We start from the raw sequence: 25,267 nt of genomic DNA on the forward strand, positions 1-25,267 counted from the left end.
GAGGCCCGTGAACCAGATCGCCAACGAGCTGGCGCGCGTCAAGGGTGCCTTCGCCCAGCCCACCCTCACCCTGCTGCACCAGCGTCAGGCGCCAGTCATCATCACGATCTTCCGGACGGCCTTCGACCGCAGCAACAAGCCGGTGCCGACCGGCCGGCTGCACACCCAGGTGGAGGACCACCTCACCCAGATGCACGCTGCGGGGGAGGAGGTCCCGGCCGGCACCGGGCGCGAGCTCTGTCACCGCTGGATGCGCGGCCAGTGGCTCGTCCGCTCCCTCGACGAGACCGGCCAGGAGGTCTACACCCTCACCTCGCACGCTCAGCAGGCGCTCGAGCTGGTCAAGAGCCTGGCCCGTGATCGTGCGACGCTGAGCGAGCACCGGGTGGCCACCATCGTGAGCACGGTGCGTCGCTTCAATGCCGAGGCCAATCCGGATCGATCGGCCCGGGTCGAGATCCTCACCGCCGAGATCGCCCGCCTCCAGGCCGAGCGCGACCGGTTGATAGATGGCGCCGAGCTGGTGGACGCCACCGAGGACTACATGGCCGACGGCTTCACCGAGCTGATGTCCTTGGTCTCTGCCCTGCCCAGTGACTTCGCCCGGGTCGAGGAGCGCTACGCGCAGATCCGCGCCGAGATCCTGACGGCCTTCCGCGCCGAGGACCGTCCGGCCGGAGAGGTGATCGACGAATATCTCGCCCGCGCCGACGCGCTGATGACCTCGACCCAGGAGGGCCGCGCCTTCGAGGGCGCGTTCACCCTGCTACGCGACGACGCGCTGGTCACCGGCCTGCGCGAGGATCTCAACGCGCTCCTGGAGCACCCGCTCTCCGACCGCATCCTCGGCGACACCGATCGCTCCGAGCTGCGAGGCACTGTCCGCCTGGTGCGCGACGGTCTCGAGCGCGTGCTGGCGCAACGGTCCAAGGTGACGGCCACGCTCAAGGAATACATCGTCTGGCGCGACGCTGCCCGCGACCGTGAGCTGGAGCAGACGCTGCGCCAGCTCGAGTCCGAGATGATGACCTGGATGGCCACCACCGGCCCCCGAGCCACCCACGACGTCCCCCTGCTGCCTGGGCGTGCCGGCATCGAGCACCTGCGCGAGCGGTTCTACGACCCGGCCGACGAGGTTCTCCCGGAGCGGATCTCCGTAGCCGACACCGAAGACGCGCCGGCACTCTCGTTGGACGATCTGCGTGCCCAGGGCGGCCCCCAGATCATCGAGCTGCGCGAGCGCCTCGACGACGCGCTCGGTGCCCTGATCCCACCGGCGTCGATGGGCGAGCTGTTCGCCGAGCTCGACCCGGCCCTGCGCCGGCCCGTAGAGATCTTCGGCCTGCTGCACCTGGCCGCCGATCGCGGCTGGCGGGCGCCGGAGGACGAGGACAGCGGCACCGAGACCTATGGCGCGATCCGCCGCGACGGTACGGCGCGAGCCTTCGCCGTGCCACGGCTCGCCCTGCCCGACCCCGACCTGGAGGAGCGCTGATGAGCATCGACGAGTTCGAGGTGATGGACACCGCGCCGCTCGGGAGCGCACCGGACGAGACACTCGAGGACGGGCTCGTCGACGAGCGATCCGTGTCGCTCTGGGAGGGCGACGAGGGTGGTCTGGAGCACGCCCAGCGGCAGGTGCTCGTGGCGCTGCTCAAGCAGCGCTTCATCAGCGCGCGCAGTCATCCCCGCGACTGGCGCGTGCTCGTCGAGCACGAGCGGGTCCTCCGCTCCCGGCTCAACGACCTCTTCCTCGAGCTGCACATCGACCCGCTGCGCGAGGTCGCCTGGAAGCGCCAGGCCGTCGGTGAGGCCGGCCAGCGGTTCCCGACACTGCTGCACGACGTCGCCTGGACGCGCGAGGAGACGATCGTGCTGGTCCACCTCCGCGACCGACTGCGCACCGGATCGGCCGACGGCGAGGAGCGGGTCTTCGTCGACGTCGCCGACCTGGTCGAGTACGCCGCCAGCTTCCGGCCGGCCCACGCGACCGATGAGGCGGGTGACGAGAAGCGCACCCGCAACGCGGTCGCCACCATCGCCAAGGCCGGCCTGCTGATCCCGACGTCCTACGACGAGCGGTTCGAGGTCAGCGAAGCGGTCGAGCCGCTGCTTCCGATCGAGGTGCTGCAGGAGCTGGTCGCGGCCCTGCAGCGTGCCAACGCCGAGGACGGTGCACCTGCCGGTGTGACGGATGCCGACGCGGCGGATGACGTCGCCGATGAGGGTGACGGTCTCTTCGGGGCCGAGGAGGCCAACTGATGCTGGACGAGACGCTCGACCCCGACACCGAGGGCCTCTTCGAGGAGCGGGTGGTCGCCACTCCGGCCGACGACACCCTGCAGTGGCGCGCAGAGTTGCTGCAGCTGGTCAACTGGGGCGGCTTCAGCGGGCTGACCCGGATCCCCGTCGCGGGCGACGCGACCATGCTCTCGGGCGCCTCGGGTGCCGGCAAGTCGACCATCCTGGACGCCTACACGGCGCTGATGATGCCCTCGGACACGAAGTTCAACGGCGCCTCCAACGACGCTGTCGCTGGCCGTGCCCGCAGCGTCGGCCAGCGCAACCTGCTCTCCTACCTGCGTGGGGCCGTCGACGTGGTCGACGACCCGCGGACCGGGCGTCCGGTGGAGAAGCTGCTGCGCGGTCGCAACGCTGACACCTGGGGCGCGATCGCGATGACCTTCGTCAACGACCAGGGCAACCGCTTCACCGCCGTACGGACCTACTACGTGCCCCGTCGGGCGACCCGATCGGGCGACGTGCAGATGCAGCTGATCACCCACGAGGCGGTCCTGCCGCTCGAGGCGATCGAGGCCGCTGTCGCGGACCGGTTCCATGCGAACACGCTGAAGAAGCTCTTCCCGGGCGTCCGCGTGCACCGCACCTACGCCGAGTTCGCCGCGGTCCTCTACGCCCGGCTCGGCATCGGTGCGAACGGTGACGGCTCCAAGGCGCTGCGGTTGCTCGCCCGGATCCAGGCCGGCAACCAGGTGCGCAGCGTCGACGAGCTCTACAAGGAGATGGTGCTCGAGCGGCCCGCCACCTACGCCGCCGCGGACCGGGCCGTCGAGCACTTCGACGACCTCGACTCCGCCTACGCCGCGATGCGCACCGAGGAGCAGAAGCTCGAGGTGCTCGCGCCGATCACCGACCTGGCGACGCGAGGAGAGCAGGCCAAGGCCCGGGCGGCCGAGCTCGACGCGTACGGCGTGACGATCGCGGGCGACGACACCCCGCTGCGACTGTGGCTGCTCCAGACCCATGCGCTGTTGCTGGAGCGGGCCGTGGAGACCAACCGGTCCGAGCGCGCGGCCACCACCGCTGCGCTGGCCGACGGTGCCAGCGCGGAGGCGGCGCTCGTCGGCGACCTGGAGGCTGCCAAGGAGGCTCACCGCGCGGCCGGTGGTGCGAACCTGCAGACACTGGGGCTGACGCTCGAGCAGGAGCATGCCGTCCGCGACCAGCGGCTGGCGCGGCGTGAGGCGTTGCGGGAGCGGGTGCTGCCGGTGTTGGACGTCGGCGACGGCGAGCAGGAGACTGCCGGCGACGCCCTGCATGACTCCGCTGCCTTCGTCGTCCTGCAGGACCAGGCGCGCTCGTGGCTCGACGGCCGGACGGCTCGGGAGGGCGCGCTCACCGCGGAGCGTGACCGGGCGCGGGAGCGGAGCTTCCCGCTGCTGCAGCGGCGCGACGAGCTGCGCCGGGAGCGGGCATCGCTGGACGGCCGTGCCGGCCGGGTGCCCGCGATGCTGCACGAGCTGCGCGCCGAGGTGGCCCGCGCGAGCGGTCTCAGCACTGCCGAGCTGCCGTTCGTGGCCGAGCTGATCGACGTGGCACCGGAGGAGGAGCACTGGCGCACCGCCATCGAGACGGTCCTGGGCAGTGCGGCCCGGATGATGCTGGTCCCGCTGGATCGGTTGGACGACTTCTCGGCTGCGATCGACAGCCTGCGGCTGCGCGCCCGGCTGACCTTCGAGGGCGCCGAGCTCGACCTGGCTCCCCTCGACCCGGCCGACCCCGAGCGAGTGGCCGGCAAGCTGCTCTTCTGCGAATCGCCCTTCTCCGGCTGGGTGCAGCGATACGTCGCCGAGTCCGGTCGCAACGCGCTGTGCGTCGACACCGCCGCCGAGCTGGCCGGCCCGGGCTTCCGGGTCACGACAGCCGGCCAGACCCGCAACGGCCGTCGGGGCTCGCACGGTCGCGGCGACCGGCGCGACATCATCGGCTTCTCCAACGAGGCAGCGCTGGGCGAGATCGACGACGAGCTCGCCGCATTGGAGCACCAGCTCGGCGAGATCGACGACGACGTGGCAGCGGTCGACCGTCGCCTGCGCGTGCTCGGCCTGCAGCAGGCCGCCTACGAGGCCCTCGTCGGAGCGCGCTTCGATGAGATCGACGTGGCCGCGATCGAGGAGCGGATCGCCGAGGTCGAGCAACGCCGCGAGACGATCCTGGGCAGCGACGACCAGCTGCAGGCACTTCAGGAGCAGATCACCGAGCTGGAGCAGCGTCTGGACGCGACCCGGTCCGCGCGCTACGCACTGGCCGCCCGGCAGCGTGAGCTCGACGCCGAGCACGGAGAGCTGGTCGAGTCCGAGGATCTGGTCAAGGACCGGCTCGAGGCGACGGACCGCGCCGGCCGGGTCACGCTGAGTGCCGAGCAGACCGCGGCACTCGCCGAGGAGTTCGCGCTCGCCGTCGCGCCGGCCGATCCGGACGAGCTGGACCGGTTCGCCGAGAACTCCCAACGCTTGGCCGAGCGGCTGCGTCGCGCCGTCGGCGACGTCGAGGCCGAGAGCAAGCGGGTCGAGGAGGAGCTCGTCACCATCTTCCGGGCCTACAAGGTCCGCTGGGACTCGCCGAACCTCGGCGCGACCCCCGAGTCCTACGCCGACTACGCCCGCATCCTCGAGCAGATCAGAGCCACCGGCCTCGCCGAGCGGCGCGCGGAGTGGCGCCGTCGACTCACCGAGTGGAGTGGTCAGGACCTGGTGCCGCTGGTCGGCGCGATGGCGGCCTCCGTCGAGGAGATCGAGGACCGTCTCGAGCCGATCAACGCCATCCTGCGCCGGCTGGAGTTCGGGGCGACCGGTGATCGGCTCCGCATCCGGCTGCGCCGCCTCTCACCCGCCCACGTGCAGGCGTTCCTCCGCGACCTCCGGGCGCTCTCGGCAGGATCGACCGCCGAGCTCGACGAGGCCGGGCTGGAGAAGCGCTTCGACCAGCTGAGTCGCTTCATGCAGCAGCTGCGCGCGGGGGAGCCGGGTCAGGAGGGCGAGCGCGACCGCCTTCTGGACGTTCGCCGCCACGTCGAGGTCAGCGCCGAGCGCTACGACCACGTCAGCGGCGAGCTTCGCGCCACCTACCGCACGCTAGGTGAGAAGTCGGGGGGCGAGTCGCAGGAGCTGGTCGCGTTCATCGTCGGCTCGGCGCTGCGCTTCCGGCTGGGCGACGAGATGCGCTCCCGACCGCGTTTCGCGCCGGTCTTCCTCGACGAGGGCTTCGTGAAGGCCGACTCGGAGTTCGCCGGGCGCGCGGTGCGGGCGTGGAAGGGCCTCGGCTTCCAGCTGATCGTCGGCGTACCGCTGGACAAGGTGACCGGGCTCGAGCCACACATGGACGCACTGCTGGCCATCACCAAGCACGCCGGCACACACCAGTCCTGGATCACGGCGATCACCGACGCGGCCGACCGCTGAGCAAGGTCGCCGCCGGATCGCTGCACAGTCGTTCAGACGCGGCCGTGTAGCCTCCGGCGGCATGAAGGTGCGCCTGGTCGTCTCCGGCCTACCTGGAATGTACGGCGAGGCGCGCGCTCTGCTCCCTCGGCGCGACGCGATGCGGGTCGTGCTGGCGGCAGGTCTGGCGCTGGTGCTCGCCCCGGTCCGAGCGAGCGGTCGCCCGCGCACGCAGAACGCGCTGCGTCACTTCGCCTGGTCGGCCTGGCTGGCTGCCAGCTACGGCGCCGAGGTGGCGAAGGCCGTCACCGCTGAGCACGAGCGGCACTCCCTGGACCCGCTCGACAGCGAGTGCGACCTGCGGAACAACAAGGCGGGCAGGCGCTACGGGCGACTGCACGTGGCCGAGATCGTCGACCTGCCCACGCCGGTGGCGGTGTGGAGGCTTCTCGGCATCGGTCGGCGCAAGTGGCGTTCCGGCCGTCTCTGGGCGGTGCGCCACGGCTGGGTCGAGCCGAGTCACTCACGACGAGTCGGAGGGGCTGCCGACGCCGGTGGGAGCCCCGGCAGCGCCGGCTGAGCGCGCACGCGCCACGAGCTGGGCGAGTCCCCGGCGCGCCAGAACGGCGCACAGCACTGCCCCGGGCAGCTCGAGCAGCACCGCTTCGAGCACCGCTTCGAGCAGCGCACCGGTCCGGCCGCCGGGGGTCGCGGCCGTCATCACGTCGAACCACGCATCGGCGACCAGCAACGTCGCCCCCGCGGTGGCGGTGAGCACCACCCGCGGGTCGCGTCGCGCGGCGAACCAACCGATCCGAGCGAGCACCAGGATGAGGACGACGTCGTACCCGACCCACACGGCGCGGTAGTGGCTGATCACGTGGTGCTGGGGGAGTGTGAGCCCGAGGTAGACGGTCCAGGGGATCAGCGCGGCGGCCACACCGAGGTAGAGCAGCGGCACCCAACGCCCGGCCCAGGCCCGGGTGGCCGGGTCCAGGGGCCGCGCGAGTGCTTGCGCCAGCGGTCGCCGCATGGCCTCCAAGGTAGCGGTCGTGACCACTACAGTCGGGGTCGGAGCCGAGCCGTACCCAACGGAGGAGAAGCGGATGAGGGTCGCTGTGGCAGGGGGGACCGGTCTGGTCGGGAGCCGCGTGGTCGATCGACTGCGGGCGCGCGGCGACGAGGTGGTGGTGCTGGCCCGCTCGGTCGGCGTCGACATCGTCGCGGACTCAGGTCTCTCCGAGGCGCTGACCGGTGTCGAGGTCGTTGTCGACACTACCTCGGTCGTCGCCAAGACCTCGCAGGAGTACGTCGACTTCTTCGGCACGGTCGCCCGCAATCTGCAGAAGGCGGCCGCCGCGGCCGGGGTGCACCGGATCGTGACCCTCTCGATCGTCGGCATCGACGGACTCGGCGGCGGTGCGTTCGCACACTACGACGGCAAGAACGCGCAGGAGCGCGAGACCGAGTCCGGCACGGTGCCGACGGCGATCCTGCGCGCTACGCAGTTCCATGACTTCGCCGCTCAGCTCATCGACTGGGTCGCCAAGGGTCCGCTGATGCCGTGTCCCAAGCAGCCGGTGCAGACGGTCGACGTGGACGTGGTCGCCGACGAGCTGGTCGCGCTGGCGCACGAGGCTGCCAGCGGAGGGCTGGCCAGCGATCGGGTCCGGCGCGACATCGCGGGTCCGGAGAAGGGCGTGCTGGCCGACCTGGTCCGGGCCGTGGCGAAGGCACGCGGCCGTCGGCTGCTGGTGATCCCGGTCTGGCTGCCCGGCGAGGCCGCGAAGAAGGTGCGCAGCGGCGTACTCCAGGCTCCGGCGGGCGCGAAGATCGCCGGCGGGACCTTCGACGCCTGGCTCGCTCGCGCCTACCCGAAGGATGCCGACCACCTGGCCACGTGAGGGCCGTTACAGTCACCTGCATGCCGTCTCCTGAGGCCTACCCCAGCTCCCTCGACGCCGCCCTCCACCGCTCCGCCGTCCGGCATCCTGATCGGATCGCGTTGCGGTTTCGCGAACGTGAGTGGAGTTACGCCGCGCTCGACACCGCGGTCACCGCGGCCGCACATGCGCTCCTGGCACGGGGGATGGAGCACGGCGACCGGGTCGCGGCCTACGGGGCCAACTCCGACGCCTACGCGATCGCCTTCCTCGCCGTCGCGCGAGCAGGACTGGTGCACGTGCCGGTCAACTACGCGCTGAAGGGCGGCGAGCTGGAGTATCTGCTGACCCAGTCGGGCGCGCGACTCGTGCTGACCGACCCCGCCTTGGCGGCCGACGTGGAGCAGGTGCGCGCGGCGACAGCCGTCACCGACGTTCTGGCGTTGCGGGACGCACCCGACTCGCTGCTGGATCAGATCGTCTCTCCGGCCGGCGTGCCGGTAGGAGCGGAGCTGCCGCGTGTCTCCGACACGGACCTCGTCCAGCTGCTCTACACCTCTGGCACCACGTCGCTGCCCAAGGGCGCGATGATGACCCACCGAGCGCTGAGCCACGAGCACGTCTCGTGCGTGCTGGCGCTGGACTTCACCGCCGCGGACCGGCCACTCGTCTGCATGCCGCTCTACCACTCCGCCGCGATGCACGTCTTCCTGCTGCCCTACCTGGCCGTCGGCGCCACGGTCCGGCTGCTGCCCTCGCCGGACATCGCCGAGATCCTCAGGGTGGTGGAGGCAGAGCGGATCGACTCGCTGTTCCTCGCCCCGACGGTGTGGGTGCCCCTCGCCAACCATCCCGATCTGGCGACCCGCGACCTCTCCTCGCTGCGCAAGGCCCAGTACGGCGCCAGCATCATGCCGGTGACGGTGCTCAACCGGCTGCGTGAGCGCTTCCCCGACCTGGGCTTCTACAACTGCTTCGGCCAGTCGGAGATCGGCCCGCTGGCCTGCGTGCTGCGTCCCGAGGAGCACGACCAGCGTCCGGCCTCAGCGGGGCACGCCGTCTTCTTCGTGGAGAGCCGCGTCGTCGACAAGGCGGGCAACGCGGTGCGGCCGGGGGAGAGCGGCGAGATCCAGTACCGCTCCCCGCAGCTGTGCATCGGCTACTGGCAGAACCCGGAGGCGACCGACGAGGCCTTCGCCGACGGCTGGTTCCACTCGGGCGATCTGGTCACGATGGACGAGGAGGGCTATGTCACCGTCGTGGACAGGATCCGCGACGTGATCAACACCGGGGGAGTGCTGGTGGCCTCCCGGGAGATCGAGGACTGCCTGTACACCCACCCAGCGGTGGCCGAGGTCGCGGTCGTGGGACTGCCGGACGAGCGGTGGATCGAGGCTGTCACGGCGTACGTCGTGCTGCGGGAGGGCCGGAGTGCGACCGCCGAGGAGCTGATCGGCCATGTCAAGGAGCGGCTAGCGCCGTTCAAGGTGCCGAAGTCGGTGCGCTTCGTCGACGACCTGCCGCGCAACCAGAGCGGAAAGCTGCTCAAGCGCGAGCTGCGTGGCTGACGCCATTTTCATCAGATCTCGCGTGCGGCTGCCGTTGATGCGTGGGTGACCGCATACCCCGCTGCCGAGATCCCCGTACCCCGTACTGACAACCCGTTCGAGGCTCGTCGCGACAGCGGGAGCCGGGTCGGTCTGAACGACCTCGACTTCGGTGCCTTCGACCACTTCAACCACGCGGTCTACGTGGTCGACCCCGACTACGCGATGCAGCACTTCAACAGGGCCGGGCTGGAGCGGGTGCGGTTCATGCTCGACCGTGCCGACCTCAGCCTCGACGAGGCTCGCGGGATGGACATGGCTCGGCTCTACGTGCACCCCGAGCACGGTCGCGAGATGCTGCGCGACGCGCGCCTGCTGCCGTTCACGACGTCGTACGAGTTTCGGGGCGCCTGGCGCCAGCTCGAGATCGACCCGGTCTTCGAGCCGGGCACCCGCCGCTATCTCGGCGCAGTCGTGGCAGTGCACGACATCACCGCCCAGAAGCAGGCCGAGCTCGCAGCCCAGCAGACGGCGCGCAATGCGGAGGCGCTCAGCGCACTGCTGCGGACCCTCGGGGACGTCAAGCACGAGGACGAGGTCGTCGGCGCCGTCATCGGCAACGTGCTGCAGTACTTCGGCGCCGACTACGCGCTCGGCCACAAGATCGCCGGCGACGAGGCCGTCTTCTTCGGGCAGTCCCATGAGGTCGGGCCAACCGCCCGCGCGGCGACCCAGGTGTCCTTCCGGCGCCATGAGGCCAAGGGTCTGATCGGCAGGGCGTGGGCGAGCGACGACCTCGTCGAAGCGCCGGTGCTCGCAGAGATCGCTTCGTTCGCTGACGACCCGCACCTGGTCGCTGCTCTCGACGAGGGCTACGTCGCCGGCTTCGCGCTGCCGCTGGGTCCTCGGACGGGCACGGCCGGGATGATCGAGTTCCTGGCCAAGCAGCCGATCGACTTCGCGCCGATCCGTGGTGCTCTGCGCGACCTCGTCACCGCCAGTCGGGAGGCATTCACCCGAGCGCTGGAGGATGCCGCTCGGGCCGAGGAGGCGACCGAGACCGCGCGTCGCGTCGAAGTGCTGCTCAACGCCACCCGGAGGGTCCGGGAGGGCGACCTGACCGTCCACATCGAGGTCGACGGTCAGGACAACGTCGGTCAGATGGCGGACGCGCTGCAGGAACTGGTCGCCTCGCTGCGGGTCTCGATGACGCAGATCGGGGAGAGCGCCACCGGCCTGCAGACGGCCTCGACACATCTCAACGGCCTGGCGACCGGGCTGGGCAGTGGCGCGTCCACCACCTCGGCCCGGGCGGAGTCGGCCTCCTCCGCGGCGGTGCAGACCTCGGTGGCCATCCAGACGGTGGCCACCGCCGCCGAGGAGATGTCCGCCTCGATCCGGGAGATCGCGCAGAACGCCAGCGAGGCCGCCTCGGTCGCCGGAGACGCGGTCGGCCTGGCCGGCGGGGCCTCCGCGACCATCGCAGCGCTGGGTGACGCGAGTGCCGAGATCAGCCAGGTGATCAAGCTGATCACCTCGATCGCGCAGCAGACCAACCTGCTGGCCCTCAACGCCACCATCGAGGCGGCCCGCGCGGGCGAGCACGGCAAGGGCTTCGCGGTCGTCGCCAACGAGGTCAAGGAGCTCGCCGGGCAGACGGCCCGCGCCACCACCGACATCGCGGACAGGATCGGCGCCATCCAGGAGCGGACCGCCCAGGCGGTCGGTTCGATCGAGCGGATCGGTGAGGTGATCGGGAGGATCAGCGACATCCAGACGACGATCGCCTCCGCCGTCGAGGAGCAGACCGCCACCACCAACGAGATCGCCCGCTCGGTGACCGAGGCGGCGCGCGGCGCGGACGGCATCGCCGCCGACGTCAGCGAGGTCGCCTCCGCCGCAATCGGGGCGAGTACGTCGGCCGCCGACACGCTGCAGGCCGCCGTCGAGCTCGATGGCACCGCCGTCCGGCTCAAGGAGATGGTCACCCGCTTCACGCTGTGATGCGCGGACTTCGGCCCGGACAGCGAGAATGAGCGCCATGGCTGGAGGCAGGGACCCGCACGGGCACGAGGATGGCCATGCGCACGGGCACGCCCACGATCACACCCACGATCACGGCGTCGCCGCCGATGCGGACCGCCGCTACCTACGCGGTGCACTGGTGCTCCTGGTCGCCTTCATGCTCGGTGAGGTCGTCGTCGCCGTCCTGGCCGGCTCGCTGGCCCTGCTCTCCGACGCCGGGCACATGCTCTCCGACGTGGGCGCGATCGCGGCAGCGCTCTGGGCGATGCGGCTTGCCGCTCGACCGCCGTCCGGAGCGTGGACCTTCGGCTGGAAGCGCGCCGAGATCCTCTCCGCCGCAGGCAACGGGGTCACCCTCGTCGTGATCGCCGCGGTCGTCGCCGTGGAGGCGCTGCGCCGGCTGCTGACCACGCATCCCGACGTACGGGGTGGCCCGGTCCTCGTCGTCGCACTGATCGGGATCGTCGTCAACCTCGCCGCGACCTGGCTGCTGGCGAAGTCGAGCCGCCGCAGCCTGAACGTCAGGGGTGCCTACCTTCACCTGCTCACCGACCTGTACGGCTTCGTCGGCACTGCCGTGGCCGCCTCGATCATCCTGGCGACGGGCTGGACCCAGGCCGACGCGATCGCCTCCCTGCTGGTCGCGGCGCTGATGGCCCATGCCGGTGCCGGCCTGTTGCTGACCTCGGGCCGGATCCTCCTCGAGGCCGCGCCTGCCGGGGTCGCTCTGCTGGACGTCCGCGACCACCTGCTCGGCGTCGACCACGTCCTCGACGTCCACGACCTGCACGTGTGGACCGTGACGTCCGACCTGCCCAGCCTGTCGGCCCACCTGGTGCTGGACGACGCATGCTTCCACGACGGCCACGCGCCTCAGATCCTCGACGAGGTGCAGCGCTGCCTCGGCGGTCACTTCGACGTCGAGCACTCCACCTTCCAGCTCGAACCGCGCTCGCACCAGGAGCACGAGCCCGGGGTGCACTGATCGGCACCGGCCGACTACTCAACCCGAGACCGCAGGGCTACTGTCCTGAACATGGACCTCGGCATTCACTACGCCAACTTCACCAACCCCGACTGGCAGCACAAGCTGCACGAGCGACTCACCGCGACGGCGAAGGTCGCCGACGAAGGTGGGGTCAACCTGTTCACCGTCATGGACCACTGGTTCCAGATGGAGATGATGAACGGCCCGTTCGAGCCGATGCTCGAGGGCTACACGACGCTCGGCCACCTCGCCGGCATCACGAAGAACGTCCGCCTCTCGATGCTCGTCACGGGCGTGACCTACCGTCACCCGGGTCTGCTCGCGAAGATCGCGACGACCCTCGACGTACTCTCCGACGGGCGTGGCATGCTCGGCATCGGCGCCGCCTGGTACGACCGCGAGCACGCCGGACTTGGTGTGCCGTTCCCGCCGCTGAAGGACCGCTTCGAGATGCTCGAGGAGGCCATCCAGATCGCGCAGCAGATGTGGTCCGACGACGACGGCGCCTACGAGGGCAAGCACTACCAGCTGGCCGAGACGATCTGCCTGCCCAAGCCGGTGCGCGGCTCGATGCCGATCCTGATCGGCGGGGGAGGCGAGAAGAAGACGCTGCGGCTGGTCGCGCAGTACGGCGACGCCTGCCACCTCTTCGTCCGTGAAGGCGTCGAGGGACTGCAGCACAAGCTGGACGTGCTCCGCCGCCACTGTGACGACCTCGACCGCGACTACGACGCGATCGAGAAGACGATCGGCGGTGCCGGCGGACTCGACCCCGTCAACCAGACCGACGAGTGGCTCGCGCAGATGGAGCAGTACGCCGCCATGGGTGCAACGCTCACCACCGTCACGATCGTGCCGGGGATCGACGACCCGGTGGCCTACTCCACCGACCTGGTGGAGCGCGTTCTGCCGAGGCTGAAGCAGATCGGCTGACACGTCCTCCGATGGCCACCGTCCAGGACGTTCGTTCGATCGCCGAGGCGCTGCCCGAGGTGACGGCGGGCGACCACGGCCACGACCACCTCACCGGGTGGAGCGTGCGCGGCAAGGCGTTCGTGTGGGAGCGGCCGCTGCGGCAACGCGACATCGCCGACCTCGACGGTGCGGGGGAGCGGGTGCCGCGTGGCGAGATCTTCGCCGTACGGGTGCCGAGCGAGGACAAGGAGGCGGTGCTGGCGTCGGTGCCGGGCGCCTTCCACGTGCCTCACTTCAACGGCTTCCCTGCGGTGCTGGTCGAGCTCGACGCCATCGCTGTGGACGAGCTGCGCGAGCTCATCACCGACGGCTGGATCGCTCAGGCGCCGAAGAGGCTGGCCAAGGCCTTCCTCGACGGCGCCTGAGCGGCGGCCCTGACCCCATCAGGGGCTCCGGAACAGCTTGACCGCGGCCGATCGTGTCGTGCCGAAGAAGGTCGCCTTGGCCCGGTGTCGGCCTCTGCGCAGGTGCGGCAGCCGAAAGACCGCCTTGCCGTGTCGCACCCGCTTGTGTCCGACCACGCGTCCGTCGACCTTGAGCCGGACCTTGCCGGAGGCGTGCACCTTCACCACCGCGTACCGGCCGTGCACCCTGATCCGCACCCGCGGGCCGAGCGTGTCCGCCGCGGGCGAGCCGGCGCCGGCGGGCGCCGCGGTCGGGTCCGCCACGGTCGTGGGGAGGCCGACGCCGTCGTTGAACGCCTTGTCGCGCGTCGGCAGCACCAGCGCGGACGGGTACGCCGTGGACGCGTGCACGTGGATGGTGCTGAGCGTGCTCAGCAGGTCGGGCAGGGTCGGCAGCAGGTGCGGCACGTCGAAGGACTGCACCGACAGCTCGAGGCGGTGGCCGGGCTGGATGTCGGCGCCGGTGGGGAAGATCTCCACGTCGACGGGAACGACCTGACCAGGCTCGGCCGGCGCCTCGGAGGCCTTGGTGAACGGGTGGTAGGGCTGCAGCACCTGGCCGTCGAGGTAGCGCGTCTTCGCGGTGTCGAGCGCCCGCAGCGAGATCACCTGCCAGCCGCCGGTGAGCCGCGAGACGGTGCCGTCGGGTGCCACGTCGTCGACCGCGACCGAGAGCAGGCCGTCCCCACTGGTGCTGTCGACGTACAGGTGGGCGTTGATGGGGCCGAAGATCGGCACGTCGTCGGTGAGTGGGGCGGTCCGGAAGAGCGTGGCCGTCTGGTCGTTGATGTTGTTGGAGTCGAGGCAGCTGGAGTTGAACAGCTGCAGCTCGCTGATGATGCCGGCGGTCCACTGGTCCGTGGAGCGCGAGCACAGGCCGGCGACCGGGATCGGGAGCACGGCCGAGACACCGTCGGTGCTGCTCGCCGCGGTGCCGAGCGTGCCCGGCGTACCGGGGGAGGCGGTGCCCGAGAGCGGTACGACGGTGGCCTGGGTGTCAGTGGGATCGACCCACTGCTGGGCGGTGCGCCACACCTTGGTGCCCTGTTCGTAGTAGGTGATCGGCGCGATGTCACCGGCGTTGCTGTCGAGACCGGGGTCCGGCAAGCCCTTCACGTAGTGGTCGAACCAGCGCAGCTGCAGCTCGGACAGGCTGCCGTCACCAGCGTCGACGACACCGGTGCCGGCGGAGCCCTGGAGGTGGTTCCACGGACCGATGATCATCTTGGTCGGCACGCCGCGCTTCTGGAGGTTCTCGAAGAGCAGGGGCGTGCCGCGCTGGAAGAGGTCGTACTCCCCACCCACCAGGAACGTCGGGACGTCGACCTTGCTGACGACGTTGATCGGCGAGCGCTGGGCGTAGAAGTCACCGTCGTAGGCGTCGTCCTGGCCGCCGAGGGCACTGATCATCGTGGGTGCGCTCCAGGTCGCCAGGGAAGCGAGGTGATCGACGAGTGCGGTCAGCCCCGAGACCGGGTCGGTAGCGGTGACGGCGGGCGGCACGATGCCGGTCGCCGTGACCAGGCCGATCCAGAGCGGGATGAAGCCGACATCGATCTGGCCGCCGCTGGCCACCACGTCGCGGTAGACATCAGCGGCCGGGACCTGCGGGAAGATCGCCTTCAGGCCGGCCGGGTGCTCCGCGGCGGCGAAGATCTGGGCGATGCCCATGTAGCTCGGCCCGGTCATCGCGGTGTTGCCGTTGCTCCACGACTGCTCGTGAGCCCAGGTCATCACCTCGCCGTAGTCCTGGGTCTCGCGGGTGCAGAATGCGCACCAGGTGCCCTCCGAGGAGCCGGTGCCGCGAGCATCGACGGTGAGCTGGGCGTATCCCCGCTCGACCAGGTACGACGGATCGGTCCCGGCCAGCGCACCCGCGCCAGGGAGGCCGGTGACGGACTTGTTGTACGCCGTGATCGTGACCACCACCGGGAACCTCCCGGCGACCGCTGTGCCGCTGGCATCGGCCGGCAGCATCAGGTCGCCGCGGAGCACCGTCCCGTCGTCCATCGGGATCGCCAGGTCGGTGCGGGTGACGGTCTTGGGGTAGTCCGCTGGGCGCGGGGTCCAGGTGGAGGCCTGGGCGGGGGCGCTCGGAAGGGTCAGGAGCGCCAGCGCCCCGACGAGGATCGCCAGCAGCACACTCACGAAGCGTCGCATGTGCCTTCCAACGACGCTGCGCGCAGCGGGTTACCACCTGAGCGCCCGGGGCCGTGCTCAGTCGTGCAGGATCCGCTGGTAGAGCCGGTGGTCCTGCCAGCTGCCGGCGATCTTGAGGAACTTCGGCGCCACGCCGTACTCCTCGAAGCCGCAGCTCGTCAGGACGCGCTGGGACGCGACGTTCTCCAGCATCGTGCCGGCCTCGAGCCGGTGCAGACCGAAGTCGTCGCGGGCCAGGTCGACGATGCTCCGCAGAGCCTGGCTGGTGAGGCCGCGGCCCTGGTGCTCCCGGTCGATCCAGTAGCCCACGTTGGCGCTCTGCAGCGGCCCGCGTACGACGTTGGACAGCGTGATCTGGCCGACGAGCCTGCCGCCGAGCGTCATCACATACGGGTACTCATGCCCGGTCCGGTGTCGTGCGAGTTGGGCCGAGAGGTGCTCCTGCCGGCCATCGCGAGTGAAGAAGTACTCCGGGCGATGCGGGTCCCAGGGCGCGAGGTGCTCGCGGTTCGCGAGGGTCAACGCGTGCAGCGCGTCGGCGTCGTCGGGCTCGAGCGGCCGGATGCGGAACGTCTGGTTCTGTTCGTGGGACACGAGCCGAGCCTAAGACCGGACCTGCCGATCCTGCTGGCGGGACCCGCGGGGGAGAGGTCCTGACGTTGATGGTCGACGGCGTACGGATCCTGTGTGACTGACGGCACACCGTGTGGCTGTAGGCGAAACGGCGGTGGCGCGTCATCTCAATGAGAGACCCGCGTCACACGGGCCCACGCCGTACGAAGGGTGAGAACTCGTCTCATGCAAGCCCACACGACCTCTGCTTCGAATCCACAGCGCTCTGGACCTCGCCTTCTCGTCGCCGTGGCTGCCCTCGTCGTGGTCGTCCTGACCGTCGTCGGGCTCGTCTCGGCATCCACGGCTGACGCCGCCGCGATCCCGAACGCCATCACGTCCGTCACCACCAGCGCCACGAACGTGGCGCAGGGTTCCAAGGTGACCTTCGGATGCGCCTGGGCGGTCCCCGACGGGTCGGCGGCAGGAGACACCTTCGCGCTGCAGCTGCCCGGTCAGCTCCAGTGGGTCGGGGCGACCAGCTTCGCGCTCCGCGACTCGACCGGCGCCGTCGTGGCCAACGCCCAGGTGGACGGATCAGGGCTGGTCACCTTCACCTTGACCGCCTACGTGGCCACGCACCAGGACGTGCACGGCACGTGTCAGTTCAGCACCATCTACTCCGCGGCCACCGACGGTTCCGACGTCAACCTGAGCTTCGACGTCGGGTCGAGCGTCATCCGCGTGCCTGTCCAGACCGGGACCCCGTGCCAGACGGACTGCGCCGCGCCGACACGGACAGCGGCGGCGAAGTCCACGTGGTGGAACGACAACGCCCAGACGGTGCCTCAGTCGATCATCCAGGTGCCGCCGATCACGACCGACACCGGAGACGTCACCGTCACCGACCTGCCGCGGCCTGGACTGGCGCTCGACTGTTCCACCGTGAGCGCCAACGTGGGTGCGCAGCTCAACCAATGGGGAAACGTTGCCGACCCCAACGACAATGCTCTCTATCCGGCGCAAATCACGTGCACCCGAGACAAGTTGACGGTCGTGTGGACGGGTCTGCCGAAGGGCGAGATGGCCGACGTCTGGGTGCAGTCGATCGTCACCGACCCGTCACTGACCAGCTATGCCAACGACGGCACCGTCCAGATCAACGGGCAGGACACCCCCGTCTCGAGCGATCTGGTGCGCTCCGACGCGAGCGGCGATGGCGAGGGCGTGACGCCTACTCCCACACCCAGTTCTACGCCGACTGACTCCGCCTCGCCGACGTCGTCGATGCCTGCCACGCCGACGCCAACGGCCTCGGCTCCGAGCACACCTGAGGCATCGACCAGCCCGGCGTCGCTGCACACACCCGATGCTGCGCACACCTCCAGCGGTGGAACCAGTGGTCCGTCCGTCGACACGGGTGCATACGCGGTTCGTAGTGACGGCCCGAGCGTGACCGTCCGGGCGTTGGGTGTCCTCGTCATGGGTCTGTTCGCGATCGCAGCGGGCGCCGCAGGCATGTGGGCCGGCCGTCGCCGTCGAGGCCGGGTGTGAAGCACGCTGCCGTGACGCGGCGAGGAAGGCTGCTCGGCGGCCTCCTCGCCGTCGCGTCAGGTTCAGGCGCACGCGGTGGCCGGCACCGGCGCGCGACCCAGGCCCACCGGCGGCCTGATCGTTCCGACGGAGATGCACGGACCGATCTCGGCGCTGCCGGACAGGGAGCCGACTAGGGTCTCGGCATGGGTCCAGTGACGGCTGCTGAGGATCTGCACTGGGTGCGCCCTGAGGGCGGCCGGGGGACCGGCGTACTCGTTCTTGCGGGGTCCAGCGGTCGCCTCGACATCGGGCGGGCGCAGGCCCTCGGCGATGCTGGTGCAACCGCGCTGGCGCTGCGTTGGTTCGGGGGAGTCGGGCAGCCCGCCGTACCGTGCGAGGTCCCGCTCGAGACCTTCGTACACGCCCTCGACCTGCTTGCCCCCGAGTGCGATCGGCTCGCCGTGCTGGGACTCTCGTACGGCGCGGAGGCAGCGCTGCTGACGGCGGTCAGGGATCCGAGGATCAGGGCTGTCGTCGCGCTCGCGCCGAGTGACGTCGCGTGGGAGGGCTACTGCGCGGACGATGCCGACCCGCCGCGGAGCAAGTGGACCTGGCGTGGTGATCCCGTCCCGTTCGTACCGCTGGATCGCAGCTGGGTGCCAGCAGACGACCTGCCCGCCTTCGCGCCGCACTACCAACGCAGCCGAGACGTCGCCGGTCCGTCGATCGTCGAGGCGGCCACGATTCCGGTCGAGGAGATCCAGGCCGACCTGGTGCTCGTCGCCGGTGGTGACGACCAGGTCTGGCCGAGCGTGGCGGCCGCCCGAGCCATCGAGGCGCGCCGGGCCCGGCGCGGACTCGAGACGGTCGTCATCGAGGACGCGAGAGCCGGCCACCCGGTCGTGCTGCCGGGCGAACCCGCACCCGACCCTTCGCGGAGGTATCGCGTCGGCGGCGACGCCGGTGCGCCGCAGCGGGTTGGGGAGCGAGCCTGGCCGGCGATCTGCGGCGTGCTGAGATTGCGGCCGACCGGGTCGTGAGTCGAGCGCCGGTTCAGGTCGGCCGGTCGGCCTCGGCGTGATGGGGCGAATCCCCATCACGCACGTACCAGATAGCCCAGGCGACCGGGAAGAACAATCCGGCCACGAGCGCCAACCGATCGCCGCGCCGGCGTGCGCCGACGGCGGTGAGGATCATCGGCGCACTGACGAGTGCAAGAACGATCACGCCGACGACGACCATGACGTGAGTGTCACCCTGTTGTCTTCGCGACGGCAAGGTCTTCGGGCTGCGGTGTGGCGGCCGGGTGGTCGGATAGTCCTGGACGAACTGGCTGGATCGATGCCGTCCAGGGGGTGCGCTTCGTCCAGGACTATCCGTGGCCCACGCTCACCGAAGCACGATAGTTGACATAATGTCGCTTATCGGCAGTCTATTGGGACGAGTCGAAAAAAGCACGTGACGAGTTGTGTGGCGCGGCGCGTTCAGTCTGCAGCAGCCGTGCTCGCGCAGGTCAGCGGCTCTGGCGCAGCCGAGATCGTGGTGTACCAGGCAGCGGAAGCCGACAGCCCCGGTGATGACCTCGCCAGGTCCGGCAGCGAGATGTGACGAGGCCGCCCCTCAATTCGAGGGACGACCTCGTCGCCGCGATGAACGCTCGGCGTTACACGAAGCAAGAGCGCCGCACCGGCCATAGTCCTGGACGAACGGCACCCCTTGGCGGACGCGGACCCAGCCAGTTCGTCCAGGACGAGCCGAGAGCCGCGTCAGGGTAGCATTATTGTAGCATGCTGCAGCCAGTGCCGGACTCGTCGATCAACCAGTTCCCGAGAAGCTGTTCCGACCCTCGTCGCTTACTCGGAATGCCTGATCACCACGCCGTGTTCCAGATCACATGAGCGACAAGCCGATCATGACCCCGGGCCCCGATCACCCGATCACCATCAGGCAGGACGGCGCGCGGGTGACCGCCACTGCGGGCGGGCAGACGATCGCCGACTCCTCGGCGACCCTCACGCTGCAGGAGGCCGACTACCCGCCGGTGCGCTACTTCCCTCGCGCCGACGTCGATATGGCGGCACTCGAGCGCACGGAGCACTCGACGTACTGTCCGTTCAAGGGCGACGCGAGCTATTACAGCGTGCATGCAGGCGATGCGGTCATCGACAACGCGACCTGGACCTATGAGGAGCCGCACCCGGCGATGGTCGAGATCAAGGACTACGTCGCCTTCTACCCCGACCGCGTCCAGCTCAGCGAAGTCCCCGCCGGCGGGTCGAAGGATTAGTCGCGGGCGGGTGACCCGTGCGTGACGCGCCACCCACCCGCTGTTTCCCGGCAAGAGAACCTCTCCCAGGATCGGGCGCGGCCGGCCGCGCTCACTAGAGGTGACGGCTGGGCGGAGCATTCATTTCGCTCCGATGGCCGGGAATGGCACCAGGGCCGTCGGCCAGGTCTGCGTCGATCGCACGTCGCTCCCCCGCCGGCTCGACCTCGGCTTCTTGGGCGGCTGCTTCGCGTGGGCCGAGCAGCAGGCTCGTAGCGATCGTCACGGCGAGGATCACGACGATGACGCCGAGCGAGAGCAACGTGGAGATCTCCGGTACGCCGTGCCAGCGGCCGTGACCCCAGTGCAGACCCAGCTTGGCGCCGATGAAGACCAGGATGGCCGCGAGCCCGTAGCCGAGATGAGCGAGCTCCGACAGCGCCCCACGAAGCACGAAGTACAGCGCGCGGAGGCCGAGCAGCGCGAAGGCGTTGGTGACGAAGACGAGGTAGGGATCGCCGGTGATGCCGTAGACCGCCGGGATGGAGTCGACGGCGAAGATGAGATCGGTCGTCAGCACGGCCGCCACCACGACGGCGAAGGGTGGCAACCCGATGCGCCGGGCGAGCCGCACGACCCGCATCCGGTCGGGCGAGGTCTCCGGGTCGTGGCCGCGGAGGGTGTCGCGCAGCAGCTTCACCCCGGTCGCCACCAGGACCGCCCCGAAGAGCAGGAAGACGACGTCGTACGCCGCCAGCGCGGCCGCACCGATGGCGATGAAGATGCCGCGGAGCACCAGGGCACCCGTGATGCCGTACAGGAGCACCTTCTGCTGTCGGTCCGTCGGAACGGCGAACGCGGAGAGCAGCAGCATGAAGACGAACAGGTTGTCGACGCTGAGCGACTTCTCCACCAGGTAGCCGGCGTAGAACTCGGTGCCCACGCCGTGGCCGTGGCTCATCCAGAGCCAGGCACCGAAGGCGACCGGCAGCGCCAGGTAGAACACCGACCAGCCGACCGCCTCACGCATGCTGACCTCGTGCGCTCGCCGGGTCAGGGCGAGGTCGAAGGCCAGCAGCGCGACGACGCCGGTGATGGTGATCGCCCAGAGCGTGGGCGAAGCGATGGTCTCGATCATCGGGGACTCCTCAGACGGTCACGTCTGAGGTCTCCCCCACCTCACGCCACCGCAGTGGGTGAGGCGTCCTCCGGGGCGGCCATCGGGCCGCCGTACTGACCGAAGGAGCGTTGGCGGGGTACTCCCCTCACCAGAACCCTAGCGGCACCAGCCAGATCGAACAACTGTTCTACGCGTTGTGAGGGTCAGGATCGACCGGGAAGCGACGTGGCCGCCTGGGGCCGCTGTGCTGCTGCCGGGCCTCATCCACGACGCGCTTCCACTGGTCCGACCGGCACCGGATCGGTACGGCGCCGAGCCGGATCGCCTCAGTGCGCGTCGGATCGGTGATGTCGAAGTGCACGCCGCCGGCCTTGTCCTGCAGCCATGCAGGCTTCAGGCCGAGGCGGCCGGCGAACTCCACCAGCTCGGCCACCGAGTCGGCCATCATGTGGGACCACCGGGCAGTGACATGCCCGACGCGTGCCTCGGTGCGGTAGTCGTCGACGTAGACGGTCATCAGCCACCCTTCTTGCGGTCGTCAGCATTCTTCCTCAGGCCGTCGGCGAGGCGTCACCGGCCGCCTCGCCCGGGCCACCTGGCGCGCCCTGGCGGCCGTTGACTTCCGCTCCGGACGGGTACCGCGCAGGATGCACGACGCCACCTTGGAGTTCGTCGGGACCGCCACTGCCCTGCTCCGGCTCGGACCGTTCACGTTGCTCACCGACCCGAACTTCCTGCATCAGGGACAGCGGGCCTATCTCGGCAAGGGGCTCTTCGCCCGTCGCCGGACCGAGCCGTCCCTCCAGCCGGCACAGCTGCCGGAGATGGATGCCGTCGTCCTCTCGCACCTGCACGGGGACCATTTCGACCGGATTGCGCGTCAGGAGCTCCCCCGCACCCTGCCGATCCTCACCACCCCGCAAGCTTCTCGACGGCTGCGCGACTGGGGCTTCGGCGGAGCGGTCCCGATGACGGCCTGGACCTCCGAGGTCCTGGAGCGGGCAGGCGCCAGGCTGCAGATCACGTCGGTACCGGGCGAACATGCGCCGGCATTCGCGCGCAGCCTGCTGCCGCCTGTGATGGGCAGCGTCCTGGAACTTCGCGACGGGAGCGGTCACGCCCCGCTGCGGATCTACATCACCGGAGACACGCTCTACCGGCCCTGGTTGCGTGAGGTTGTCGAACGCTGCGGCCCGATCGACGCCTTGGTCATCCACCTCGGCGGCACCCGCATCCTCGGCATGCTGGTCACCATGGACGCCGCCCAGGGCGCCGACCTGGTCGACCTGCTGGCGCCGCGTGTGGCTGTGCCGGTGCACTACGACGACTACACCGTCTTCCGGTCGTCGCTGGCTGACTTCGAGGCCGCATGGCAGCAGCGCGGCCTCGGCGGTGTCCTACGAACGGTGGTGCGAGGGGAGACCGTCTCGTTGCGCCCCTGAGATCGCCGGAGGCATCACTCGACCGTGCCGGAGGCATCACTCGACCGTGCCGGAGGCATCACTCGACCGTGCCGGAGGCATCACTCGTCAGGACGGCCGCTGGTCGGAGGTGCTGGTCTGGACCGACTCGGCCGCGGTGCCCTCGGGGTCCTGGGTGCGCTCCTCGGACTCCTGCAGGATCACCTCGGCCTGCTCGTGCGGATCGTCGCTGCCGGCGGCGGCCTCCTCGGGCAGCAGCTCGGCGCGGGACTCGACGTGCTCCTCGTCAGGAATGTCGCTCATGCGGGACAGGTACCCCGCTCAGCCGCCGACGTACTCCGCCAGGTGTTGACCAGTCAGCGTGCTCCGCGCGGCGACGAGCGCTGCAGGAGTCCCCTCGAACACCACCCGGCCGCCGTCGTGGCCTGCGCCCGGGCCGAGGTCGATGATCCAGTCGGCGTGCGCCATCACCGCTTGGTGGTGCTCGATCACGATCACCGACTTGCCGGAGTCGACGAGCCGATCGAGCAGGCCGAGGAGGTTGTCCACGTCGGCAAGATGCAGGCCCGAGGTCGGCTCGTCGAGCACGTAGATCCCGCCATCCGCGACCATGTGGGTGGCCAGCTTGATCCGCTGACGCTCACCACCGGAGAGGGTGTTCAGCGGCTGGCCGAGCTTGAGGTAGCCCAGCCCCACATCCGCCATCCGGACCAGGACCTTGGCGGCCGCGGGCGTCGCGGCCTCCCCCGCGGAGAAGAACGCCAGCGCCTCGGCCACGGGCAGATCCAGCACCTCGGCGATGTTCAGGCCGCCGAAGCGCAGCTCCAGCACGTCGGCCTGGAACCGCTTGCCGCCGCAGTCCTCGCAGACTGTCGCCACCGTGTCCATGAAGCCCAGCTCGGTGTAGATCATCCCGTTGCCGTTGCAGGTCGGGCAGGCGCCCTCGGAGTTGGCCGAGAACAGCGCCGGCTTCACGCCGTTGGCCTTGGCGAAGGCCTTCCGGATCGGCTCGAGCAGGCCGGTGTACGTCGCCGGGTTGCTGCGCCGTGAGCCCTTGATCGCCGACTGGTCCACGGTGACGGTGCCCTCGCCGGGCAGGTGCGTGTGGATCAGCGAGGACTTGCCCGATCCAGCGACGCCGGTGACGACGCACAGCACGCCGAGCGGCACGTCGACCGAGACGTCACGCAGGTTGTGGGTATTGGCGCCGCGGATCTCCAGGCGGCCTGTCGGCGTACGGACGTCGTCCTTCAGGCGCGCTCGATGGTCGAGGTAGCGGCCCGTGAGGGAGTCGCTCGCGCGCAGTCCCTCGAACGAGCCCTGGTAGCAGATGGTCCCGCCGGCCGAGCCGGCACCGGGCCCGAGGTCGACGACGTGGTCCGCGATCCGGATCGTCTCGGGCTTGTGCTCGACCACGAGCACGGTGTTGCCCTTGTCGCGCAGGTCGCGCAGCAGCTCGTTCATCCGCTGGATGTCGTGCGGGTGCAGGCCGACGGTCGGCTCGTCGAAGACGTAGGTGACGTCGGTGAGCGCCGAGCCCAGGTGCCGGATCATCTTGACCCGCTGGGCCTCTCCCCCGCTGAGCGTGCCCGAGGCGCGATCCAGGGAGAGGTAGCCGAGCCCGATCGCGTCGAAGGACTCCAGCAGCGCGGCCAGCGCGTCCACCAGCGGGGCCACGCCAGGGTCGCGGATCCCACGCACCCAGACGGCGGCGTCGGTGATCTGCATCGCCGCCACGTCGGCGATCGACGTCTCGCCGATGGTGCAGCTGCGTGCCGCCTGGTTGAGCCGGGTCCCGCCGCACGCCGGACAGGCCGCGAAGACCGCCGCACGCTGCACGAACGCCCGGATGTGGGACTGCAGGGAGTCGACGTCCTTGTCGAACATCGACTTGCGGATCTTCGGGATCAGGCCCTCGTAGGTGACGTTGATGCCCTTGGCCTTGATCCTGACCGGCTCGCGGTAGAGCAGGTCGTGCCGCTGCTCGTCGGTGAAGTCCTTGATCGCGACGTCGGGCGAGTAGAAGCCCGACTCGCGGAAGGTGCCGACCATCCAGCCGTCCGCGGTGTAGCCAGGCACCAGGATCGCGCCCTCGTTGAGGGACTTCGACTCGTCGAGGATCTGGGTCATGTCGAGCGTCGAGACGTTGCCGCGGCCCTCGCACTCGGGGCACATGCCGCCGAGGTAGACGGCGTTCTTGACCACCTTCTTCTCGACGCGTCCGCCCGCGCGCACGGTGCTCATCGCCCCGCCGGCCGTGCGGGTGGGGACGTTGAAGGAGAAGGCCTGCGGGCCTCCGACGTACGGCGTGCCCAGCCGGCTGAAGAGGGTGCGCAGCATCGCGTGCGCGTCGGTCACGGTGCCGACCGTGGAGCGTGCGTTGGCACCGAGGCGTTCCTGGTCGACCAGGATCGCGGTCGTGATGCCCTCCAGTACGTCGACGTCCGGGCGCGACAGCGATGGCATGAACCCCTGGACGAAGGTCGAGTAGGTCTCGTTGATCAGCCGCTGCGACTCCGCGGCGATGGTGCCGAAGACCAGCGAGCTCTTGCCCGAGCCCGAGACGCCGGTGAAGACGCTCAACCGGCGCTTCGGAAGCTCGACGTCGATGTCCCGCAGATTGTTCACCCGGGCCCCGTGGACACGGATCACGTCATGGCTGTCGGCTCGCACGCAGGAATCATGTCACCGCCACGCACCTGACCTTCC

General features: G+C 70.0%; 22 protein-coding genes. 14 read left to right on the forward strand and 8 right to left on the reverse strand.

The window, feature by feature from the left end:
- Window positions 1-7: 7 nt before the first annotated feature.
- From H036_RS0119010 to H036_RS0119025, 4 genes are all read left to right on the forward strand, one after another.
- Complete coding sequence (locus H036_RS0119010) at window positions 8-1,495, forward strand: DUF3375 domain-containing protein (RefSeq protein ID WP_017936398.1); 1,488 nt, start codon at window positions 8-10, stop codon at window positions 1,493-1,495.
- Window positions 1,495-2,262 carry a DUF4194 domain-containing protein gene (locus H036_RS0119015; protein ID WP_017936399.1) on the forward strand — a complete coding sequence of 256 codons (768 nt, stop codon included), beginning with the start codon at window positions 1,495-1,497 and terminating at the stop codon, window positions 2,260-2,262. Before H036_RS0119010 ends, H036_RS0119015 begins: the two co-directional genes overlap by 1 nt.
- Entirely contained in the window at window positions 2,262-5,702 is a 3,441-nt protein-coding gene (locus H036_RS0119020; RefSeq protein WP_017936400.1) for an ATP-binding protein, read from the forward strand. The genes H036_RS0119015 and H036_RS0119020 overlap by 1 nt, the downstream gene beginning before the upstream one ends.
- Before the next feature lie 61 nt (window positions 5,703-5,763).
- On the forward strand, window positions 5,764-6,261 hold the full coding sequence (locus tag H036_RS0119025; RefSeq protein WP_157417636.1) for a DUF6973 domain-containing protein: 498 nt from the start codon (window positions 5,764-5,766) through the stop codon (window positions 6,259-6,261).
- On the opposite strand, the gene H036_RS24640 is transcribed toward H036_RS0119025, so the two are convergent.
- Entirely contained in the window at window positions 6,205-6,714 is a 510-nt protein-coding gene (locus H036_RS24640; RefSeq protein WP_017936402.1) for a hypothetical protein, read from the reverse strand. The genes H036_RS0119025 and H036_RS24640 overlap by 57 nt on opposite strands.
- Before the next feature lie 19 nt (window positions 6,715-6,733).
- Here H036_RS24640 and H036_RS23765 point away from each other — a divergent pair, with 19 nt between their 5' ends.
- The 6 genes from H036_RS23765 to H036_RS0119060 are packed head-to-tail and all read left to right on the forward strand — an operon-like array spanning window position 6,734 to window position 13,464.
- Window positions 6,734-7,585 carry an SDR family oxidoreductase gene (locus H036_RS23765; RefSeq protein ID WP_232421912.1) on the forward strand — a complete coding sequence of 284 codons (852 nt, stop codon included), beginning with the start codon at window positions 6,734-6,736 and terminating at the stop codon, window positions 7,583-7,585.
- 20 nt (window positions 7,586-7,605) lie between these two features.
- Entirely contained in the window at window positions 7,606-9,132 is a 1,527-nt protein-coding gene (locus H036_RS0119040; protein ID WP_017936404.1) for a fatty acyl-CoA synthetase, read from the forward strand.
- 45 nt (window positions 9,133-9,177) lie between these two features.
- Entirely contained in the window at window positions 9,178-11,115 is a 1,938-nt protein-coding gene (locus H036_RS24645) for a methyl-accepting chemotaxis protein (protein ID WP_017936405.1), read from the forward strand.
- A gap of 37 nt (window positions 11,116-11,152) precedes the next feature.
- Window positions 11,153-12,121, forward strand: coding sequence for a cation diffusion facilitator family transporter (locus tag H036_RS0119050; RefSeq protein WP_017936406.1), 969 nt, complete (start codon window positions 11,153-11,155; stop codon window positions 12,119-12,121).
- Between the two features lie 51 nt (window positions 12,122-12,172).
- Window positions 12,173-13,057, forward strand: a complete 885-nt coding sequence (locus tag H036_RS0119055; RefSeq protein ID WP_017936407.1) for an LLM class F420-dependent oxidoreductase — start codon at window positions 12,173-12,175, stop codon at window positions 13,055-13,057.
- Window positions 13,058-13,068: 11 nt separating this feature from the next.
- Window positions 13,069-13,464, forward strand: a complete 396-nt coding sequence (locus tag H036_RS0119060) for an MmcQ/YjbR family DNA-binding protein (RefSeq protein ID WP_017936408.1) — start codon at window positions 13,069-13,071, stop codon at window positions 13,462-13,464.
- Between the two features lie 18 nt (window positions 13,465-13,482).
- Here H036_RS0119060 and H036_RS23775 read toward each other — a convergent pair whose 3' ends face one another.
- Window positions 13,483-15,663 (reverse strand): CocE/NonD family hydrolase, encoded by a 2,181-nt coding sequence (locus tag H036_RS23775; protein WP_017936409.1) that lies wholly within the window; start codon window positions 15,661-15,663, stop codon window positions 13,483-13,485.
- Window positions 15,664-15,720: 57 nt separating this feature from the next.
- Window positions 15,721-16,257 carry a GNAT family N-acetyltransferase gene (locus tag H036_RS0119070; RefSeq protein ID WP_017936410.1) on the reverse strand — a complete coding sequence of 179 codons (537 nt, stop codon included), beginning with the start codon at window positions 16,255-16,257 and terminating at the stop codon, window positions 15,721-15,723.
- Window positions 16,258-16,524: 267 nt separating this feature from the next.
- On the opposite strand from H036_RS0119070, the gene H036_RS0119075 reads away from it, so the two are divergent.
- A complete protein-coding gene (locus H036_RS0119075; RefSeq protein ID WP_017936411.1) occupies window positions 16,525-17,769 on the forward strand; it encodes an Ig-like domain-containing protein in 1,245 nt (414 codons plus the stop codon).
- A gap of 185 nt (window positions 17,770-17,954) precedes the next feature.
- A complete protein-coding gene (locus H036_RS0119080; protein ID WP_051068729.1) occupies window positions 17,955-18,791 on the forward strand; it encodes an acyl-CoA thioester hydrolase/BAAT C-terminal domain-containing protein in 837 nt (278 codons plus the stop codon).
- 13 nt (window positions 18,792-18,804) lie between these two features.
- Here H036_RS0119080 and H036_RS0119085 read toward each other — a convergent pair whose 3' ends face one another.
- Entirely contained in the window at window positions 18,805-18,993 is a 189-nt protein-coding gene (locus H036_RS0119085) for a hypothetical protein (protein WP_017936414.1), read from the reverse strand.
- A gap of 652 nt (window positions 18,994-19,645) precedes the next feature.
- On the opposite strand from H036_RS0119085, the gene H036_RS23780 reads away from it, so the two are divergent.
- Window positions 19,646-20,038: a DUF427 domain-containing protein gene (locus H036_RS23780; RefSeq protein WP_017936416.1), complete on the forward strand. Its 393-nt coding sequence runs from the start codon at window positions 19,646-19,648 to the stop codon at window positions 20,036-20,038.
- Window positions 20,039-20,132: 94 nt separating this feature from the next.
- On the opposite strand, the gene H036_RS0119100 is transcribed toward H036_RS23780, so the two are convergent.
- Both H036_RS0119100 and H036_RS23785 read right to left on the reverse strand, forming a co-directional pair.
- Complete coding sequence (locus H036_RS0119100; RefSeq protein WP_017936417.1) at window positions 20,133-21,155, reverse strand: TerC family protein; 1,023 nt, start codon at window positions 21,153-21,155, stop codon at window positions 20,133-20,135.
- Between the two features lie 169 nt (window positions 21,156-21,324).
- Window positions 21,325-21,654, reverse strand: coding sequence for a DUF4031 domain-containing protein (locus tag H036_RS23785; RefSeq protein WP_017936418.1), 330 nt, complete (start codon window positions 21,652-21,654; stop codon window positions 21,325-21,327).
- A gap of 130 nt (window positions 21,655-21,784) precedes the next feature.
- Between H036_RS23785 and H036_RS0119110 the strand changes: the two genes are divergently transcribed.
- On the forward strand, window positions 21,785-22,579 hold the full coding sequence (locus tag H036_RS0119110; protein ID WP_017936419.1) for an MBL fold metallo-hydrolase: 795 nt from the start codon (window positions 21,785-21,787) through the stop codon (window positions 22,577-22,579).
- A gap of 87 nt (window positions 22,580-22,666) precedes the next feature.
- Here H036_RS0119110 and H036_RS0119115 read toward each other — a convergent pair whose 3' ends face one another.
- Entirely contained in the window at window positions 22,667-22,861 is a 195-nt protein-coding gene (locus H036_RS0119115) for a hypothetical protein (RefSeq protein WP_017936420.1), read from the reverse strand.
- Window positions 22,862-22,879: 18 nt separating this feature from the next.
- The gene (locus H036_RS0119120; RefSeq protein WP_017936421.1) at window positions 22,880-25,231 is read right to left on the reverse strand and encodes an ATP-binding cassette domain-containing protein; all 2,352 of its coding nucleotides are present in this window, start codon (window positions 25,229-25,231) and stop codon (window positions 22,880-22,882) included.
- Window positions 25,232-25,267 lie beyond the last annotated feature (36 nt).

The organism is Nocardioides sp. Iso805N (assembly GCF_000364605.1).
Classification (GTDB): Bacteria; Actinomycetota; Actinomycetes; order Propionibacteriales; family Nocardioidaceae; genus Nocardioides.